The sequence below is a fragment of the Streptomyces sp. NPDC050617 genome (genome assembly GCF_040654795.1).
Taxonomy (GTDB): domain Bacteria; phylum Actinomycetota; class Actinomycetes; order Streptomycetales; family Streptomycetaceae; genus Streptomyces.
Window position 1 is genome coordinate 267,093 of record NZ_JBFAIS010000001.1, and the last position, 12,740, is coordinate 279,832.

12 protein-coding genes and 1 pseudogene are annotated in these 12,740 nt (G+C 73.2%); 4 read left to right on the forward strand and 9 right to left on the reverse strand.

Annotation, left to right across the window (positions count from 1 at the left end):
• Nucleotides 1-14: 14 nt before the first annotated feature.
• Nucleotides 15-1,040 (forward strand): DUF1648 domain-containing protein, encoded by a 1,026-nt coding sequence (locus AB0I49_RS01125; RefSeq protein WP_363224609.1) that lies wholly within the window; start codon nucleotides 15-17, stop codon nucleotides 1,038-1,040.
• Between the two features lies 1 nt (nucleotide 1,041).
• Complete coding sequence (locus tag AB0I49_RS01130) at nucleotides 1,042-1,401, forward strand: GntR family transcriptional regulator (RefSeq protein ID WP_363224610.1); 360 nt, start codon at nucleotides 1,042-1,044, stop codon at nucleotides 1,399-1,401.
• Nucleotides 1,402-1,467: 66 nt separating this feature from the next.
• Here AB0I49_RS01130 and AB0I49_RS01135 read toward each other — a convergent pair whose 3' ends face one another.
• Genes AB0I49_RS01135 through AB0I49_RS01150 form a run of 4 tightly spaced genes read right to left on the reverse strand, consistent with a single transcriptional unit; the run spans nucleotide 1,468 to nucleotide 5,265 of the window.
• Complete coding sequence (locus AB0I49_RS01135) at nucleotides 1,468-2,112, reverse strand: response regulator transcription factor (RefSeq protein ID WP_363224611.1); 645 nt, start codon at nucleotides 2,110-2,112, stop codon at nucleotides 1,468-1,470.
• Nucleotides 2,113-2,169: 57 nt separating this feature from the next.
• A complete protein-coding gene (locus tag AB0I49_RS01140) occupies nucleotides 2,170-3,681 on the reverse strand; it encodes a sensor domain-containing protein (RefSeq protein WP_363224612.1) in 1,512 nt (503 codons plus the stop codon).
• Between the two features lie 4 nt (nucleotides 3,682-3,685).
• Nucleotides 3,686-4,489 carry an ABC transporter permease gene (locus tag AB0I49_RS01145; RefSeq protein WP_363224613.1) on the reverse strand — a complete coding sequence of 268 codons (804 nt, stop codon included), beginning with the start codon at nucleotides 4,487-4,489 and terminating at the stop codon, nucleotides 3,686-3,688.
• Complete coding sequence (locus AB0I49_RS01150; RefSeq protein WP_363224614.1) at nucleotides 4,486-5,265, reverse strand: ATP-binding cassette domain-containing protein; 780 nt, start codon at nucleotides 5,263-5,265, stop codon at nucleotides 4,486-4,488. The genes AB0I49_RS01145 and AB0I49_RS01150 overlap by 4 nt, the downstream gene beginning before the upstream one ends.
• Nucleotides 5,266-5,467: 202 nt before the next feature.
• Here AB0I49_RS01150 and AB0I49_RS01155 point away from each other — a divergent pair, with 202 nt between their 5' ends.
• A complete protein-coding gene (locus tag AB0I49_RS01155; protein ID WP_363224615.1) occupies nucleotides 5,468-5,986 on the forward strand; it encodes a GNAT family N-acetyltransferase in 519 nt (172 codons plus the stop codon).
• Between the two features lie 59 nt (nucleotides 5,987-6,045).
• On the opposite strand, the gene AB0I49_RS01160 is transcribed toward AB0I49_RS01155, so the two are convergent.
• Nucleotides 6,046-6,741, reverse strand: coding sequence for an alpha/beta hydrolase (locus AB0I49_RS01160; RefSeq protein ID WP_363224616.1), 696 nt, complete (start codon nucleotides 6,739-6,741; stop codon nucleotides 6,046-6,048).
• Between the two features lie 131 nt (nucleotides 6,742-6,872).
• Here AB0I49_RS01160 and AB0I49_RS01165 point away from each other — a divergent pair, with 131 nt between their 5' ends.
• Nucleotides 6,873-7,361: a MarR family transcriptional regulator gene (locus AB0I49_RS01165; RefSeq protein ID WP_363224617.1), complete on the forward strand. Its 489-nt coding sequence runs from the start codon at nucleotides 6,873-6,875 to the stop codon at nucleotides 7,359-7,361.
• Between the two features lie 86 nt (nucleotides 7,362-7,447).
• On the opposite strand, the gene AB0I49_RS01170 is transcribed toward AB0I49_RS01165, so the two are convergent.
• The 4 genes and pseudogenes from AB0I49_RS01170 to AB0I49_RS01185 all read right to left on the reverse strand — a co-directional run.
• Nucleotides 7,448-8,200, reverse strand: coding sequence for a class I SAM-dependent methyltransferase (locus AB0I49_RS01170; protein ID WP_363224618.1), 753 nt, complete (start codon nucleotides 8,198-8,200; stop codon nucleotides 7,448-7,450).
• A gap of 221 nt (nucleotides 8,201-8,421) precedes the next feature.
• Nucleotides 8,422-10,509, reverse strand: a complete 2,088-nt coding sequence (locus tag AB0I49_RS01175; protein WP_363224619.1) for an iron ABC transporter permease — start codon at nucleotides 10,507-10,509, stop codon at nucleotides 8,422-8,424.
• 22 nt (nucleotides 10,510-10,531) lie between these two features.
• Nucleotides 10,532-11,515 (reverse strand): iron-siderophore ABC transporter substrate-binding protein, encoded by a 984-nt coding sequence (locus AB0I49_RS01180; RefSeq protein ID WP_363224620.1) that lies wholly within the window; start codon nucleotides 11,513-11,515, stop codon nucleotides 10,532-10,534.
• Nucleotides 11,516-11,763: 248 nt separating this feature from the next.
• Nucleotides 11,764-12,597, reverse strand: a pseudogene (locus AB0I49_RS01185) (ABC transporter ATP-binding protein); the annotation flags it as partial.
• Nucleotides 12,598-12,740: the final 143 nt, after the last annotated feature.

Consider the following 12,740-nt stretch of genomic DNA (forward strand, 5'->3'; position numbering starts at 1 on the left):
AACGGGAGGTTCATATGTCTGGTTCGCGCACTCCGGCACCGGCCGTCACGCACCGCAAGCCCTGGGCAGTCGCCCTCGCGGCCCTGCCCTTCCTGGTCGGAGCCCTGGTCGTGGTCGCCCTGTACATCCCGTTGCGCCCCCGGCTCCCCGACCCCATGGCCACCCACTTCGGCTCCGGCGGCAGGCCCGACGGATTCACCTCATTGGGTGCGTTCCTCTGGGTTCCGCTCATCATGCAGCCGGTCCTCGGAGCCGTCTTCGCCTCCTTCCACCTCCTCTCCAGCGCCCCGGTCCGCGCCCGGAGCGCCTTCATGGCCATCGGCTACTCCGTCGCCGCCCTCGTCGGCTACCTCTTCGCCGCGCTCATTTACGCCGGCGTGGACGTTCCCGACGCGGCGGACGTGAGATTCCCGGCGTGGCAGGTCGCCGTCGCCCTCGGCGTCGCGGCCGTCGCGGCGGCGATCGGCTGGTTCATCACCAGACTCGTGCCCTCGACCACCCGCCCCGCGACGGGTGAGGCCGCCGCACCCGAGCCCGTACGGCTCGGACTCGCCGCCGGCGAGCGCGCCGCCTGGACCCGCACGATCGGCTCCCTCTTCCTGGCCCTCCTCGGCGCCGCGGCCGCCTGCGCCGGAATCGTCCTCATGCTCACCGTCGGGGTGTGGCCGGGCGTCCCGCCGCTCCTGCTCGGCCTCACCGCCGCGCTGTTCGGCACCGTCCGCGTCACCGTCGACCAGGACGGCCTCCGCCTCGCCCCGCGCGTCGTCCCCCTCCCGCGCATACGCATACCGCTCAGCCGCATCGAGGAGGCGCGCGCCTGCGACATCCGCATCTTCAAGGACTTCGGCGGCTGGGGGTACCGGGTGCGGCCCGGCCGCAGCGGCGTCGTACTGCGCTCCGGCGAAGCCATCAGCCTGCGGCTCACCACCGGCAGCGAATTCGTCGTCACCACCGACGACGCCGGCACCGCCGCCGGGCTCCTCAACACCCTCATCGACCGTCGGCCCGCCCCCTCGGGCCCCGGCAGTAGTGGGAGCTGACATGCTCTTCCGCGTCGACCCGAGCTCCCCGCTCCCGCTCGGCGACCAGATCGCCGGGTGCGTCCGCGGCGCCATCGCCGACGGCACGGTGCGTACGGGCGAACGCCTGCCCGCCGCCCGCGAACTGGCCCGCTCCCTCGGCGTCAACGTCCACACCGTGCTGCGCGGCTACCAACGCCTGCGTGACGAGGGGCTGTTGGAGCTGCGCCGCGGCCGGGGAGCCGTCATCACCGCCGGCGCCTCCCCCTCCCGCGCCCGCCTCGTCGAGGGGGCGCGGGAGCTGGTGGCCCAGGCGCGGGAGCTCGGGCTCGCCGACGACGAGATCCTGGCGCTGGTACGGGCCGGGCTCGCTCCTGGGTGAGGGCCGCCCCGACGCTGCTCAGGCGCTGCCGCAGCCCCGGCCCGCCGGGTGCCGGCCCTCACGCCCCTACGATCCCAAGTAACGGATCACCGCCAGCACCCGGCGGTTCTGCTCCTCCGCCGCCGGAAGCCCCAACTTCCCGAAAATCGCGGCCACATGCTTCTCCACCGTCCCCGGCGTCACCACGAGCGACTGCGCGATCCCCGCGTTCGAACGGCCCTCGGCCATCAGGGAGAGCACCTCGCGCTCGCGCTGGGTGAGAGCGGCCAGATCCTCGGACCGCCGGTTGCCGGCGGCCAGTTGGGTGACGACCTCCGGATCGAGGGCGGTGCCGCCCGCGGCCACACGCGCCAGCGCGTCGGTGAACTCGGCCACGTTCGCGACTCGGTCCTTGAGCAGATAGCCGACGCCCGCCGAGCCCGCCGCGAGCAGCCGGGTGGCGTACCGCGTCTCGATGTACTGCGAGAAGAGCAGCACCCCCGTGCCGGGGTGCGCGGCGCGGATGTCGATGGCGGCCCGCAGTCCCTCGTCCGTGTGGGTCGGCGGCATCCTGATGTCCACCACCGTCGCGTCCGGACGGTGTTCGGCCACCGCCGCGCGCAGCGCCCCGGCGTCGGCGACCGAGGCGCACACCTCATGGCCGCGGTCCGCCAGCAGCTGAGTGAGCAACTCCCGCAATACGGGGGCGTCTTCCGCGATCACGACGCGCATGGCCGCATGCTCCCATCCTTTCGGAGGCTTCTCCCAGGCGTGGCCGCCTCGGGGAATTCAAGCGTGTCGGGGCAGGACCACGGTCACCTCCGTCGGGCCGCCCGCCGGGCTCGCGACCGTGAACGTCCCGTCCACCGTGCGTACGCGCTGCGCCAGCCCCGCCAGTCCGCCGCCCGCCGCCGGGCGCGCGCCGCCGCGGCCGTCGTCGGCGACGCGGAGCCGGAGCGCGCCGTCGCGCTGTACGGCCTCGATCGCGATGTTCCGGGCGGCGCTGTGCTTGGCGGCGTTCGTCAGGAGCTCGGCGGCGCAGAAGTAGGCGATGGCCTCGATCGCCGCGGTGGGGCGTACGGGCACGTCCACCGTCAGCGCCACCGGCACCGCGCTCCGGGCCGCGAGGCCGGCCAGCGCGTCGGGCAGGCCGTCGTCCAGCACGGGCGGGTGGAGGCCGCGGGAGAGGTCGCGCAGCTCGGTGAGGGCCGCGGCGGCGTTGCGGTGCGCGGTGTCCACCAGCCGCCGGGCGCCGTCCGCGTCCGGCGGCGGACCCGCCTCGCCCAGCTTCTCCTTCGCCATGTCGAGGCTCATCGCCAGCGCCACGAGCCGCACCTGCGCCCCGTCGTGCAGATCGCGTTCCAGCCGCCGGAGCGTGGCCGCCGCGTCGTCCACCGCCAGCGCCCGCGTCTCCTCCAGGTCGCGGACCCGCTGGTCCAGCCGGCCCGGCCCCAGCAGGGCGCGCAGCAGCCGGAGATCTGCCGCGACCACGGCCCGCGTCAGCCACGGGGCGACCAGCACCCCGCCCGCCCCGACGGCCAGCGCGCCGAGCGCGCCCGGGTAGGAGCTGACGTGCAACTGGCCCCCCGGCACCGGCGGCAGCACGTCCATCGGGCCCATGGCCCCCGCCATCCAGTACAGCGGGAAGACGACGTCGAGCAGCGAGAAGAGCCACCAGCAGATGGCGTAGGACATGCCGAAGGCCGCCACCGGCAGCTTCACCAGGACGTACGCCACGGCCCGCCAGCCGTCGCCGTCCCGCAGCCGGGCGTCCAGCCGGCCCAGCACCCCGCCCGCGCGGGAGCGGAAGGGCGTCGGCGCGGTGACGCGCTCGCCGAGCAGCCCGGCCGCCAGTGCGCGGTGGACCTTGCCGAGAGCCCGGGCGAGCGCCGCGTCCGCCGCCAGCACCAACACACCGACGAGTGCGCCGACCAGAGGGAGCGTCAGGACAACGCCCAGTGCGAGCAGCATGGCGATGAACGCGAAACCGGCCAGCCCGAGGGGCAACCCCACTGCGCAGTAGGCGAGTTCCGCCCATGTCCGGCGGTGCGCGAACGGGTCGCGGAGCAGTGCGCGTACGCCCGCTGAAGCCCGTACGAGCACAGCTGTCCGTACGAGCCCAGCAGCCCGTACGCGCGCCGGGTCCCGTACGCGCGCCGGGTCCCGTACGCGCGCCGGGTCCCGTACGCGCGCCGGGTCCCGTACGCGCGCCGGGTCCCGTACGCGCGCCGGATCCCGTACGCGCGCCGGATCCCGTACGTGCGGTGTGCCATGTACGCGCGCCGCGCCCCGGTCTGACATCCAATCAGGCGTCTCGCCGCGTCAGCACCCGGTCGCCGATGACGAGCGCGGCGGCGACGTACAGCCAGAGCACGGCGAAGCCCACCCAGGGATGGAGCGTGTCGGGGTCGGGTTTGGCCACGGCGAGGGAGCTGGAGGCGATGATCGACGGCAGGAACTTGGCGACCGTGGTGCCCGTGAAGCCGGCGAGGACCGCCGGGACGACGAAGATCAGCGCGACCTGCGCGGCGACCGCCGCCGCCGTGTGCCGGATGGCCGCGCCGAGCCCCACCCCGATCACCGCGATCAGCGACAGGTACAGGCCGGAGAGCAGCAGCGCCTGTACGACGCCGGGCTGGTCGAGCGCGGGGTGCGGCACCGAGTCGGACAGCGCCGCCCGGCCCGCGAAGAAGGTGACGAAGGTGATGACCTCGCCCACGACCAGCGTGAGCCCGCCGATCACCGTCGCCTTGGCGGCCAGCAGCCGCCGCCGGTGCGGCACCGCCGCCAGGGTGGACCGGATGGAACCCGACGAGTACTCGCCGGTCACGACGAGCACGCCGATCGTGCCCACGACCAGCTGCCCCAGCGCGATCCCCGCGAGCACGTTGTTCGTGGGGTCGAAGGCCGCGGCCTTGGCCGCGCTGGGCGGCTTGGTGTTGGCCATCGTGGCGACGCCGATGCCGATCATGCCGACGACGACGCCGACCAGCGCCCATACGGACGAACGGAGGCTGCCGAGTTTGATCCACTCCATCCGGACCGCGTCCCGGAAGGCGTGCTGCCCGGCCCTCGGAACGCGGGGGAGGCCCGCTGCCGCCACGGTCATGCCGTCCACTCCTTCCACTCGTCGCGAGGCGCGGCGCCGGTGCCGGTGCTTGTGCTGGTGCCGATACCGCGGTACTCGACGCTCCCACTGGTCAGCCGGAAGAACGCCTCCTCCAACGTTCCGCCCCCCGAGGTCAGTTCGGCAACCGAGGTGTCGGCGAGCAGCCGCCCCTGGCCGATCACTACCAAGTGGTCCGCGGTCAGCTCCATTTCACCGATCAGATGGCTCGACAGCAGCACCGTGCGCCCTTCCGCCGCCAGCGACCGCATCAACTCCCTTATCCAGCGCACCCCCGCCGGGTCCAGCCCGTTGACCGGTTCGTCGAAGAGGAGCACGGCCGGGTCGCCCAGCAGCGCCGTCGCGATGCCGAGCCGCTGCGCCATGCCGAGCGAGAACGTGCCCGCCCGCCGCCGCGCGACGGCGCTCAGCCCGACGGTGGCCAGCACCTCGTCGACCCGGCGGCGCGGGATGGAGTTGCCCGCCGCCAGCGCCGCCAGATGGCGGTAGGCGCTGCGCCCCGGATGGAACGTACGCGCCTCCAGCAGCGCCCCCACCTCGCGCAGCGGTCGGCGCAGCTCCCGGTAGGCCCGCCCGCCGATCCGCGCGTGCCCGGCGTCCGGCGCGTCCAGCCCCGTGACCAGGCGCATCGTCGTGGACTTGCCCGACCCGTTCGCGCCGAGGAAACCGGTCACGCTGCCCGGCCGCACATCGAAACTCAGCGTGTCGACGGCGACCGTCGCGCCGTAGCGTTTGGTGAGATTACGGATCTCGATCATCACAACTCCCTGGAGCGCGTGGGTATGTGCTCCCGTACGTACGGGCATGCGCTCGTGGAATGTCACGCTAGGCACCGGCGGGCCGCCCCGGAACGCGGCTGACCACCAACTCCGCCCGGGGGATTTCCCCCAGACGGGACGAGGACGAAGGGTGCCGCGCCCGGCCGGGCGACGCCATCATGCGGGGATGGACCGGAATCCGATGAGCGAACCGCCGGCCGTCACGCGGCTGGCGCGGTACACGTCGAGCGAGTTCGACGAGATCAGGGGGGACGACCACGATCCCTTCGAGGTCGAGGGGTCCGGCTTGGTCTGGCGGCCCACGCAGGAGCACTTCGGCGTCCGGCTCGACGGCCGCCTGGTGGCGCACGCGGGGTACGTGCCCGTGCCACTGTCGGTGGGCGGCGCCCGGTTCCGGGCCACGGGGGTCGGCAGCGTCATCGTCGCGCCCGGACAGCGGGGGCGCGGGCTGGCCCGTACCGTCGTGGCGTCCGCGGTGGAGCACGGGCGCGGGCGGGGCCTGGAGTACGGGTTCCTCTTCTGCCGGCCGGACCGCGTCCCGGTCTACGAGCGGCTGGGGTGGCGGCTGCTGAAGGACGACGTGCGGATCGAACAGCCCGACGGGCCGATCGTCATGCCGCTCCGCTCGATGTGGCTGCCCCTTCGGGAGGACGCGGTGTGGCCGGGCGGACCGGTGCGGCTGCTGTCGTTGCCGATGTGACGGCGCCTCCCGGCCCGTTCAACAACCTCTCAATGGAAAGAAGTTGACGAGCTGTCCGGTCAGTCCTGAGTCGACGCGATGCTGCCGAGGAGGGCCGCCAGTTCGGCGGGCGCGGACAGGAAGGGGGAGTGGCTCCTGGCGATGCGCTCGACGCGCCCGGTGCGCGCGGCCATCTTCTCCTGCATCGCGGGCTTGAGCGCCCGGTCCTGCTCGCAGAGCACGTACGTGGAGGGCACGGTCCGCCACGCCGCCTGGGTGATCGGCTCGTGGAACGACCGCTTGCTCTGCTCGACGAGCCGGCCGATGGCGAGCTCGGCCTGCTCGTCGGTCAGGTCCTGGTACAGCAGGCCCCGGGCGTCTTCGAAGCCGGGAACGGAGCCTTCCAGGTCGTCGGTCTGCGGGGCGCCGTGCATGCCGCGGGTGTACTCGCCCTCCTCGGGCACGTACGCGGCGAGGTAGACGAGGCGCGTGACGTTCGGGTGGTCCCCGGCGGCCTGCGTGACCGGGAAGCCGCCGTAGGAGTGGCCGACGACGACCACGGGGCCCGGTATCCGCCGCAGCTGCGCGGAGACCTCTTCGGCGTCGGCGTACATGCCCGCGGAGGGCGTGGGCTGCGGGCCGCCGCTCGGCAGGGTCACCGTGCGGGACTGCCACCCCTCGGCGGCGAGGGCGGCCTGGAGCGGCTCCCAGCAGGTGGGCCGGTGCCAGGCGCCGTGGACGAGGAGGAAGGTCGGGCGGGGCTCGGCAGTTGACATGGAAGTGCTCCTGATGTTGTGACAGGCTTACTGTTAAGTTGACAGTAGACCTGTCATCTTCTGCCGGTCAAACTCTGGGCCCGCGCACCGGGCATGCCAGACTTGGGCGAGCACGAGAGGTGGAACCAGCGATGCCCCGAACGCCGTCGCGCGTCGAACCGGTCGGCGATGCGCACGAGGAGCGGCTCGAATACGCCCTGTGGCAGGTGAACAGAACCCTGCTGAAGGCCCTCGACGACGAGCTCAAGCCGTTGTGTCTCACCATGGCCCAGTTCGGCACGCTCTACCGGCTCGCCGTGTACGGCCCGATGTCCGCCGCCGACCTCGCCCGCGACGTCGGGATGCGCCCCCAGACCGTGGCGCAGAACGTGACCGCGCTGCTCAAGGCGGGCCATGTGCACCGCCGCCGCCACCCGGTCCACAAGCGCATCCTGCTCGTCGAGCTGACCGAGCAGGGACGCCGCGTCTGGGAGGACGCCGATCGCCGGGCCGCCGCCGTGGAGCGGCGGATCCAGGACGCGCTCGGCGAGCGGCGTCATCAGTCCATGTGCCGCGACGCCTGGAAGATCGTGGACGCGTTCGGCGGCCTGCCCGACGAGGCTGCCGGCGACCGCCTCTGACCTGTGCTGTGGTTACGGGCCTGCGCCCGCAACCGCTGCGCCTGCAACCGCTGCGCCCGCAACCGTTGCGCCTACAGCCGTTGCGCCTACAGGTCGGCCACGCGCCAGACGCCGATCGACTTGTCGGTGAAGCCGTACCGCACGCCCGTATCGCCTTCCCGCGCCACGTATACCTCCGAGCAGTTCTCGTTGATGACATGGCTCGGGGCGGGGAGGGAGAACGGCGCGAGGCAGAGATTGAGCGAGCGCCAGCCGCCCGTCTCGATATCGGGGGCGTTCTCGGTCCGGCCCGTGAAGGTGGTCGCGGCGAGATACGTGGCGCCGCTGCGCTTGACGTTCTCCAACGCGGCCCGCACGGCGGCGTCGCCGAAGTGCACCAGGCAATCCCGTGAGAAGACCAGATCGACCCGCGGAAGCGGACTCCGGGTGATGTCGAGGACGCGGAATTCACGGCCCGGCCCCGCGAAATCGCGGGTGTTCCGCTCGACGACTTCGGGGACGAGGTCGGCGCCGATATAGGCGTCGATTCCGAGGTCCAGCCGGGACATCCAGTAGAAGTCCCCGCACGGGATGTCGAGCAGCGTACGGACGCCGAGCCGCGCGAGCAGGCCGGGGAGCTCGGTGCGGAGCGTGGCGGTCTGCGCCAGGTTCGAGCCGTTGCCCGAACGCGACGTGTCCCCTTCTTCGCCGCCCCCGCCCTGCCCGGCGCGGCTCTCGCCCGCGAGGTAGAGATTCCAGGTGTTGTTGTCGTAGAGCTTGGTGAAAACACCCTCCATCGTCCGTTCGGACGACGCGTTGGGGGAGCGGGGAACGCTGATGGAAGGGAATTCGCGATTCATGGGGCTCATGACAAGCCTTCCGATAACGAAATGACGGAATGAATCGATACCCGAACAGGCTCCCGTGGCCCCGGAAGCCTGTCAACGGCACCCATCCGGTCCCCATCCGGTCCCCATCCGGCATCCGGCCCGGTATCCGGTCCGACTCCCGGCCCCGCGCCGCCTGCCGTCCCACCGTCGACAGCTCAGCCCTCTATCGCCCCGCCCCCATCGCCCCGCCCCTATCGCCCCGCCGCCCGAGTCCGTACCAGCAGCCAGAGGAAATACGGCGTCCCGATGACGGCCGTGAGCAGCCCCGCGCCGAGCTGCGCCGGAGCGATCACCGTCCGCCCCAGCATGTCCGCCAGCCCCACCAGCACCGCGCCCAGCAGCACCGCCACCGGCACCACCCGTACGTGCCGGCGGCCCACCAGGGCGCGCGCGGCGTGCGGGGCGACCAGGCCGACGAAGGAGATGGTCCCGGCGCACGCGACGGCCGCCGCGCTCAGCAGCACCGCCAGCGTCAGGAAGCCGAGGCGCGACCGGGACAGCCCCAGACCCAGCAGCTTCGGGGTGTCCTCGTCGAGCGAGACGAGGTCGAGTTCGGTGCGCCGTACGACCGCCACGGCGACGGCCGCCGCCAGGACGATCGCGAGCGGCAGCAGGTCGGGCATCGTGCGCCCGTACGTCGAGCCGGACAGCCAGGTCAGCGCCTTGGTGGCGTTGAACGGGTCGGTGAGGACGATGAACAGGCTGATCAGGGCGGCGCTTGCGGTGGAGACGCCCATGCCGACCAGGACCAGGCGGTTCTGCCGGAAGCCGCCGCGCGCGGACAGCCCGAAGACGAGCGCCGAGGCGAGGGCGGCGCCCGCGAAGGCCGCGCCGGCGAGCCCCGCCGGCCCGGCCTGCGGCACGGTCGTCACCAGGATCACCGCCCCCAGCGCCGCGCCGCCGGAGACGCCCAGGACGCCCGGTTCGGCGAGCGGGTTGCGGGTCACGGCCTGGACGAGGGTGCCCGCCAGGGCGAGGGCCGCGCCCGCGAGGACCGCGGCGAGCACCCGCGGCACCCGCGTGTCGAGGACGAAGGAGACGGCCCGGCCGGCCCTGCCCTGCGTCCAGTTCACGACGTCGCCGAGCAGCAGCTTGGAGTCGCCGAGCAGCACGGAGCCGACGGCCAGCGCGACGAGCGCCGCCACCAGCACGGCGGTCGCGGTCAGGAAGACGGTCCGGCTGCGGATGCGCAGCCGGTCGGGCGGTGCGGCGGCGCCGGTGTCCCGGCCCCTGGTCGCCAGCACCACCAGGAAGGCGGCGCCGACCAGGCTCGTCACCACGCCGGTCGGCACGGCTACCGACGTGTCCGCCGACACCATGGCCCGCAGCGCGACGTCCGAGCCGAGCACGAGGGCCGCGCCGGCCAGAGCGGACAGCGTCACGCTCGTACGGACTCGGGCGAATCCGCGGTAGCGGCGCGCGAGCAGGCGTACGAGGGCCGGGGCGCACAGGCCGACGAAGCCGATCGGTCCGGCGAGGGTGACGGCGGCGGCGGAGAGCAGCGCGGACAGCACGACGGTGGTCACGCGGGTGGCCCGTACGGGCACGCCGAGGCCCCGCGCGGCGTCGTCGCCGAGCGCGAGGGCGTCGACCCGGCGGGCGATCAGCAGCAGCCCGGCGAGGGCGGCGACGGCGAGCGGCACCATCCACAGCACGCTGCCGAAGCCGTTCTGCGCGATGCTGCCCTGGTTCCACGCGTACAGCCCCTCCGTCTGCTCGGGGAAGAGCAGCAGCAACCCTCCCGTGACGGAGGCGAGGCCGAGGGTCAGGGCGCTGCCCGCGAGCACCAGCCGTACGGTCCCGGTGCCCAGGCCGGACAGCCCGAGGACGAGGGCAGCGGCGGCCAGACCGCCGACGAAGGCGACGCCGGAGGACGCGAACACCGGCAGCGAGACGCCGGTCGCGGCGACCAGCCCGAGCGAGAAGTAGGAGCCGGCGTTGACGGCCAGGGTGTCGGGCGAGGCGAGGACGTTGCGGCTGACGGCCTGGAGGGCGGCGCCCGACATGCCGAGCGCCGCGCCGACGAAGAGCCCGGCGGCCATGCGCGGCAGCCGGGAGGCGACGACGACGGACGCGTCCGCCGGGTCGGCCTGGCCGGTGAACGCCTTCCACACCTCGGCCGCGCCGACGGCGGCGGTGCCCTGGGCGATGTCGACGACCGCGAGGACGGCCACCAGCAGGACGAGCGCGGCCGTCACCCCGACCGCGCCGCCCGTCCGGGAGGCCGCGGCCGCGGTGGGCGCGGGAGGGGCGGGGGGAGCGGTGGTGGTGACGGCCATGATCTTTACGCGCGCCTCGTCATCACTTCTTCAGCGCGGCGACGACGGAGTCGACGTACGACTCCATCGACCCGGTGCCGCCGAACATCCACACGCCGTCGGGCAGCCGGTGCGTCTTGCCCGCCTTCACGAACGGCAGCGACTTCCACACCGCGTTGTCGGCGAGGGCCCCGGAGAACGGCGAGCTGGTCTTGTCGTCGTCGTTGCCGATGTACCCGAACTCCGTGTCCTTGTCGAGCTTGGTCAGCCCCTCGACGTCGGTGGAGCCGAGCCCGTAGGCCGGGTCGCCCTTGAGCTTCCAGGGGTTCTTCAGCCCGAGCTTGTCGTTCACCGCGCCGATCAGCGAGCCGCTGAGGTACGGGCGGATGCTGACCTGGCTGCCGTTCACATACCCGTCCGCGAAGGCGAACTTCGTGCCCTTGTGTCCGGACTTCTCCAACGCCTGCCGGCCCTCCTCAAGCTTCGCCTCGAAGCCCTTCTTGAGCTTGCCGGCCTGCTCCGTGGCGCCCGTGGCCTGGGCGATGAGGTCCAGGTTCCTGGTCATCTGCCCGATCGGGTCGGACCCGTCGGCGGACTTCACGTCCAGCACGGGGGCGATCTTCCGGAGCTGCGCGAGGGCGGCCTTGGGCAGGCCGTCGGTGGCGACGATGAGGTCGGGCGCGAGGGCCGCGACGGTGTCCATGCTCGGCTCGCCGCGCGTGCCGATGTCCTTCGGATCGTTCTTCAGCGGCGCGGCCTTGTCCCAGGTCTTGTACCCCTTGACGTCCGCGACGCCGGCCGGCTGCACGCCCAGCGAGACCAGGTGCTCCACGACGTTCCACTCGGTCCCGACGACCTTCTTCGCGGGCCGGTCCAGCTCTACCTTCGTGCCGGACGCGCCGGTGAGGGTGATGTGCCCGTCATCGGACTTCTTGGACTGGTCCGCAGCGGGCTCGGTCGTACCGCACGCGCTGAGGGTGAGCGCGGCGGCGGCTGCCGCGGCCGCGGTGAGGAGGAGTCGTCTCATGGGGTGGCACTGAGCCTTTCACTGTGCGCGGGGCGCGCGTTCTGCTTGCTGTCTTACGTGGTGGGGGCGCCGGCCCGGGCCGGGACGCCGCTGTCCTGAGCCGGGACGCCGTCCGGGCGCGATGGGGCGCCGCTGTCCTGGGCCGGGACGCCGTCGGCCGGGGCGGTGCCGTCGTCTTGCGAAGCGCCGTCGGCCGGGGCGGTGGTGTCGTCGCCTCGCGCCGTGTCGTCGTCGCCGTCCGCCGCCCGGCGCGTGTGGTAGCGGCCGATCGCGCGGGTGCGCAGCCGCCCCGTCAGCGGATCGGTCGAGACCTCGATCCGGATGCCGTACGTGTCCGTGAGCCGCTCCGGGGTGAGTACGTCCTCGGGCCCGCCGTCCGCGATGACGCGGCCCTGCCCGAGCAGCACGATCCGGTCGGCGACGGCCGCCGCCTGGTCGAGGTCGTGCAGGACGACGCCGACGGCGATCCCGTGTTCGTCCGCCAGGTCCCGTATCAGGTCGAGCAGTTCCACCTGGTACCGCAGGTCGAGGTAGGTCGTCGGCTCGTCCAGCAGCAGCACGCCGGTCTCCTGCGCGAGGCAGCCCGCGAGCCACACCCGCTGGAGCTGGCCGCCGGAGAGGTGCTCGGCGCCCCGCTCGGCCAGGTCGGCGACGCCGGTCATGCCGAGGGCCCGGTCCACGGCCGCGCGCCCGCCGGGGTCGGACCGGCCCCAGCGCCCGCGGTGCGGATACCGCCCGAACTCCACGACGTCCCGGACGGTCAGCCCGCTGGGCGTCGGCCGTCCTTGGGGCAGCAGCGCCACGCGCCGCGAGAACTCGCGGGGCGTCAGCGCGAAGCAGTCCGTTCCCTCGTCGAGCGTCAGCGCCGCGCTGCGCGCCCGCTGGAGCCGCGCGGCGGTCCGCAGCAGCGTCGACTTCCCGCTGCCGTTCGGCCCGACGAGCACGGTCACCTGTCCGGGCGACAGTTCGAGGGACGCCTCGTGCACGACGTCGACACCGTCGTACGCCACGGTGACGCCCGTGGCGGAGAGGGTGTGGCCGCGGGTACGCGCGGCCTGGGGGAGTTCTTCACCGACCTTCACGGGGCAAAGGTTAGCCTAACCTAATCTTGGCTGAAAATAGCCTCATGGGACGGCTTTTGCCGACCGCTTCCCCGGCCCGAGCAAAACACCCCAAATGCCCCCGGTGTGTGTAAAGTCGCCGCAGGCGGCCGCCCGGTGCGGCC

What these genes read in the sequence shown, in the direction of transcription:
- AB0I49_RS01125 (WP_363224609.1), top strand. Translation starts at nt 15, where the DNA reads ATGTCTGGTTCGCGCACTCCGGCACCGGCCGTCACGCACCGCAAGCCC.
- AB0I49_RS01130 (WP_363224610.1), top strand. Translation starts at nt 1,042, where the DNA reads ATGCTCTTCCGCGTCGACCCGAGCTCCCCGCTCCCGCTCGGCGACCAG.
- AB0I49_RS01135 (WP_363224611.1), bottom strand. Translation starts at nt 2,112, where the DNA reads ATGCGCGTCGTGATCGCGGAAGACGCCCCCGTATTGCGGGAGTTGCTC.
- AB0I49_RS01140 (WP_363224612.1), bottom strand. Translation starts at nt 3,681, where the DNA reads ATGTCAGACCGGGGCGCGGCGCGCGTACATGGCACACCGCACGTACGG.
- AB0I49_RS01145 (WP_363224613.1), bottom strand. Translation starts at nt 4,489, where the DNA reads ATGACCGTGGCGGCAGCGGGCCTCCCCCGCGTTCCGAGGGCCGGGCAG.
- AB0I49_RS01150 (WP_363224614.1), bottom strand. Translation starts at nt 5,265, where the DNA reads ATGATCGAGATCCGTAATCTCACCAAACGCTACGGCGCGACGGTCGCC.
- AB0I49_RS01155 (WP_363224615.1), top strand. Translation starts at nt 5,468, where the DNA reads ATGAGCGAACCGCCGGCCGTCACGCGGCTGGCGCGGTACACGTCGAGC.
- AB0I49_RS01160 (WP_363224616.1), bottom strand. Translation starts at nt 6,741, where the DNA reads ATGTCAACTGCCGAGCCCCGCCCGACCTTCCTCCTCGTCCACGGCGCC.
- AB0I49_RS01165 (WP_363224617.1), top strand. Translation starts at nt 6,873, where the DNA reads ATGCCCCGAACGCCGTCGCGCGTCGAACCGGTCGGCGATGCGCACGAG.
- AB0I49_RS01170 (WP_363224618.1), bottom strand. Translation starts at nt 8,200, where the DNA reads ATGAATCGCGAATTCCCTTCCATCAGCGTTCCCCGCTCCCCCAACGCG.
- AB0I49_RS01175 (WP_363224619.1), bottom strand. Translation starts at nt 10,509, where the DNA reads ATGGCCGTCACCACCACCGCTCCCCCCGCCCCTCCCGCGCCCACCGCG.
- AB0I49_RS01180 (WP_363224620.1), bottom strand. Translation starts at nt 11,515, where the DNA reads ATGAGACGACTCCTCCTCACCGCGGCCGCGGCAGCCGCCGCCGCGCTC.